The organism is Dyella sp. (assembly GCF_035508675.1).
GTDB lineage: Bacteria > Pseudomonadota > Gammaproteobacteria > Xanthomonadales > Rhodanobacteraceae > Dyella_B.
Genome location: NZ_DATJMN010000091.1, coordinates 1 through 4,191, shown reverse-complemented (window position 1 = coordinate 4,191; position 4,191 = coordinate 1). Strand labels below are relative to the sequence as shown.

General features: G+C 62.7%; 5 protein-coding genes. 1 reads left to right on the top strand and 4 read right to left on the bottom strand.

Going from position 1 to position 4,191, the window contains the following annotated elements:
* Positions 1–456, top strand: a 456-nt coding sequence (locus VMA74_RS05190) for a DnaJ C-terminal domain-containing protein (protein ID WP_325365482.1), incomplete at its 5' end; no start/stop codon positions are given.
* Between the two features lie 109 nt (positions 457–565).
* Here VMA74_RS05190 and pilH read toward each other — a convergent pair.
* The 4 genes from pilH to lpdA all read right to left on the bottom strand — a co-directional run.
* A complete protein-coding gene (gene pilH, locus VMA74_RS05185) occupies positions 566–931 on the bottom strand; it encodes a twitching motility response regulator PilH (RefSeq protein ID WP_325365480.1) in 366 nt (121 codons plus the stop codon).
* A 70-nt stretch (positions 932–1,001) separates the two neighbouring features.
* On the bottom strand, positions 1,002–1,997 hold the full coding sequence (locus tag VMA74_RS05180; protein WP_325365478.1) for a YhdH/YhfP family quinone oxidoreductase: 996 nt from the start codon (positions 1,995–1,997) through the stop codon (positions 1,002–1,004).
* A 10-nt stretch (positions 1,998–2,007) separates the two neighbouring features.
* Positions 2,008–2,604 (bottom strand): TIGR00730 family Rossman fold protein, encoded by a 597-nt coding sequence (locus tag VMA74_RS05175; RefSeq protein WP_325365476.1) that lies wholly within the window; start codon positions 2,602–2,604, stop codon positions 2,008–2,010.
* A 214-nt stretch (positions 2,605–2,818) separates the two neighbouring features.
* Positions 2,819–4,191, bottom strand: a 1,373-nt coding sequence (lpdA, locus tag VMA74_RS05170) for a dihydrolipoyl dehydrogenase (protein WP_325365474.1), incomplete at its 5' end; no start/stop codon positions are given.

The following is a 4,191-nucleotide window of genomic DNA, read 5'->3' as shown; positions in this document are numbered from 1 at the left end:
CTGGACGACGGCAGCGGCCAAGAGCGTGTGCTGGAGGTAAAGATCCCCGCCGGCATCCAGCCGGGCCAGGTGATCCGCCTCACTGGCCAGGGACACCCAGGCGCGGCTGGCGGCCCGAACGGCGATCTGCTGCTGGAAGTGGGCATTCGCGACGACGCGCGCTTCAAGCTGGATGGCCGCAACGTCCTGCACGTGCTGCCGGTCAGCCCATGGGAGGCCGCCCTGGGCGCCACCGTACCGGTACCGACGCTGGCGGGCACGGTGGATCTGCGGATTCCTGCCGGCACGCAATCCGGCCGCAAGCTGCGCTTGAAAGGCCGTGGCTTGCCGGGACTGACACCGGGCGACCAACTGGTGGAAATATCGATCAGGGTGCCGGTGGCGGAGAACGACGCACAGCGCAAAGCCTACGAGGCGCTACAGGCGCAATTTGCGCATTACGATCCGCGGCGATGAAAAGCCGTGAATCGTAAATCGTAAATCGGGAATCGTAAGAGCGGCGTACCGTGGGCCAGCGAGCGATCGCTCTTAACTATTTACGATTTCCGATTGACGATTCCCGCGACTACACCGGCAGCAATTCCTTCAGCACCTTCACCAGTTCCTCTTCCTTGATCGGCTTGGTGACATAGGCTTTTGCGCCCTGGCGCATGCCCCACACCTTGTCGGTTTCCTGATCCTTGGTGGTGACCAGTACGATCGGGATGTGGGCGGTCTCCGGATCCTTGCTGATGGTGCGCGTGGCCTGGAAACCATTGAGGTTCGGCATCACCACGTCCATCAGAATGAGTGCGGGCTTTTCCTGCTTGGCGACGGCGACACCCGCAGCACCGTCTTCGGCAGTCAGCGTTTCGTGGCCGAGCTTCTCGACGATGCGCTTGATACCGAGCAGCTGCGACGGAGAATCGTCGACGATCAGAATGCGTGCCATAAGCTGGGAATCCCCTAGTCGTTTCGTTAATTCTATGTCGCCGTGGCGACGCTTCCAAGCATGGTTTACGTCAAACGTGATCCACGCGCACTATCGTGCGGCCAAAGGATTCGCCTGCCAGCATATGCTCAAAAACTTCCGGCAGTTGCTCCAGCGTGATTTCCCGGGTGGCGATGCGATCGAGATGGCGCGGCTTCCAGTCACTGGCCAGATGGTGCCATACCCGCCCGCGAATATCGCGGGCCGTACCTGCCGAGGCAATGCCCAACAGGCTGACGCCGCGAATGATGAACGGCATGACCGTGCTTTCCAGGCCAATGCCACCGGCATTGCCGCAGATGGCAACGTTGCCGCAAGGCACGATCAGCGGTAGCAAGCCGGCAAGCATGGCGCCGCCGACATTGTCCAGCGCGCCGCCGAAGCGTGCCGAATCCATCGGCTTGCCGCTGAAAGCCAACTGATGGCGGTCGATGCATTCGGCTGCGCCGAGGCTGCGTAGGAAATCGAAGTGCGCGCTCTTGCCGCTGATGGCGTGCACGTCATAACCGGCGCGCGTGAAGATGTCGATAGCCAGCGTGCCCACGCCGCCGCTGGCGCCGCTGACGGCGATCGGGCCAAGTGCGGGCGTTTGACCGTTGTCCTGCATGCGCAGGAGGGCCAGTGCGGCCGTAAAGCCGGCTGTTCCCAGGATCATGCTTTCGCGCAGGCTCAGCGCATCCGGCAGCGGAATCGCCCATTGCGAGGGCAGGTGGATGTATCCGCCGTAGCCGCCATCGCGTATTTCGGAAAGGCCGCTGCCCGTACACAACACCTTGTCGCCTTCCTTGAACAGTGCATCGGTGGATGCGACCACCACGCCCGCTGCATCGATCCCGCCATTGAGCGGATATTGACGAAGAATCTTGCCTTTGCCGGTACCGGCCAGCGCGTCTTTGTAATTCACCGACGAGTAGGCCACTTTCACCAGCACTTCGCCTGGGCTCAGTGCATCGGCATGCATGGTTTCGATGCCGCCGCGATAACCGTGTGCATCGTTGTGAATGCGAAAGGCTTGGAAGGTCATCATGGTGGGTTCCTCATGCCTTGATGCTGGATGCATCGACACCACGTGGTGCCGCGCCGACGTGATACTGATCCATCCAGTCGAACAACTCGCGAATCGAATCACCGAACCACACGCTGTCGCGTCGACCTTCTGCAACGAAACCTTCGGCGACCATATGGTTCATCATGCTACGCAGGTGACCATAGTAGCCATGCGTATCGAGGAACGCGCACGGGTAGCGATGCAGGCCGAGCTGCGCCCAGGTCAGCATCTCGAACATTTCGTCCATGGTGCCGAAACCGCCAGGCAGGGCGACGAACGCGTCGGACAATTCGTACATCCGCGTCTTGCGCTGGTGCATGGTGTCGACCACCACCAGTTCGCTGAGGCCAGTATGCGCCACCTCGCGGTCGACCAGCTGGCGCGGGATCACCCCGATCACCTTGCCGCCACCGGCCAGCACCGCATTGGCGACCGTGCCCATCAAGCCGACCTTGCCGCCGCCATACACCAGCGCAATGCCGCGGCGCGCCAGTTCCAGACCGAAGGCGTGGGCGGTTTCGGTGTAGATGGGATGCTGGCCGTTTTGGGAGCCGCAGTAGACGCAGAGGGCAGTGGGTTGAGGCATATCGATGGGCTCGCTTTTTTCGCGCGTCATGCCGGCGATGACGTTTTCGGATGGTTCAAACAGAACGGCCCGCTCATGTCGCCACGAGCGGGCCGTGGACCCTGGATCATCGCGTATTCATGCGCTGCCCGGGGTGAAGCCGTTGAAGCCTGGATCGACTGGACCCCGGATCGACGCACATCCATGTGCTGTCCGGGGTGAGGTCATCCTGACCTCAATTACCTTTGTGGATGGCGCGTTTGTCGACCGACAGCGCGGCTTCGTGCACGGCTTCGGAAAGCGTCGGATGCGCGTGGACGATGCGGGCCAGGTCTTCGGCGGAGCCCTTGAACTCCATCGCCACCACGGCCTCGGCGATCAGCTCCGACACACCCGGACCGACCATGTGTACGCCCAGCAGGCGGTCGGTTTCGGCATGGGCGATCACTTTCACCTGGCCGACGGCCTCGTTCATGGCCACGGCGCGGCCGATGGCGGCGAACGGGAAGGTGCCAATCTTGTACGGAATGCCGGCGTCCTTCAGTTCCTTCTCGGTCTTGCCGGCCCAGGCGATTTCCGGCTCGGTGTAGATCACCCACGGTACCGTTTCCAGGTTCACGTGGCCGGCCTTACCGGCGATCCACTCGGCCACCGCCACGCCTTCCTCGGAACCCTTATGCGCCAGCATCGGGCCGCGCACGGCGTCGCCGATTGCCCACACGCCGTCCACGCCAGTGTGGTTGTGCTCGTCGACTACGATGCGGCCGCGCTCATCCAGCTTCACGCCGGTATCGTCGGCCAACAGGCCTTCGGTGTAGGCGCGGCGGCCCACAGCCACCAGCAGCTTGTCGACGGTGAGTTCGTGCGCGCCATCCTTGTCTTCGTAGGTGAGCGCGACTTCGTTCTTCTTGAGCTCAGCCTTGGTGAGCTTGGCGCCGAGCTTGATGGTCAGGCCCTGTTTTTCGAATTCCTTCTTGGCGATCTTGGCGACGTCCTGGTCGGCGACCGCCAGGAAATCCGGCAGCGCTTCGAGGATGGTGACCTGCGCACCCAGGCGGTTCCACACGCTGCCCAGTTCCAGGCCGATCACGCCGGCGCCGATCACGCCCAGGCGCGTGGGCACTTCGTTGATGTCCAGCGCGCCGGCGTTGTCGATGATGTGCTTGCCGTCGAACTTGGCGAACGGCAGCTCGATCGGCACCGAGCCGGAAGCGAGGATCACGTTGGTGGCACTGATCGTCTGCTTGCTGCCGTCGTTGCCGGTGATCTCGACGTTGTTGCCCTTCAGCAGCTTGCCCTTGCCGAAGAACGGCGTGACCTTGTTGGCCTTGAACAACTGGCCGATGCCGCCGGTGAACTGCTTGACGATCTTGTCCTTGCGGCCGATGAAGGTGGCCATGTCCACCTTGGCGTTCTCGACGCTGATGCCGTGCGCGGGCAGGTTGTGCGACAGGTTGAAGTACTGCTTGGACGAGTCGAGCAGCGCCTTGGACGGAATGCAGCCCACATTGAGGCAGGTGCCGCCCAGGGCTTGCTTGCCGTCCTTGCCGACGAAGGCATCCACGCAGGCGGTCTTGAGGCCCAGCTGCGCGGCGCGAATGGCAGCCA

Bases quoted from the DNA above. Each gene is read 5' to 3' on its own strand.
- pilH (WP_325365480.1), bottom strand. From the start codon at position 931: ATGGCACGCATTCTGATCGTCGACGATTCTCCGTCGCAGCTGCTCGGT.
- VMA74_RS05180 (WP_325365478.1), bottom strand. From the start codon at position 1,997: ATGATGACCTTCCAAGCCTTTCGCATTCACAACGATGCACACGGTTAT.
- VMA74_RS05175 (WP_325365476.1), bottom strand. From the start codon at position 2,604: ATGCCTCAACCCACTGCCCTCTGCGTCTACTGCGGCTCCCAAAACGGC.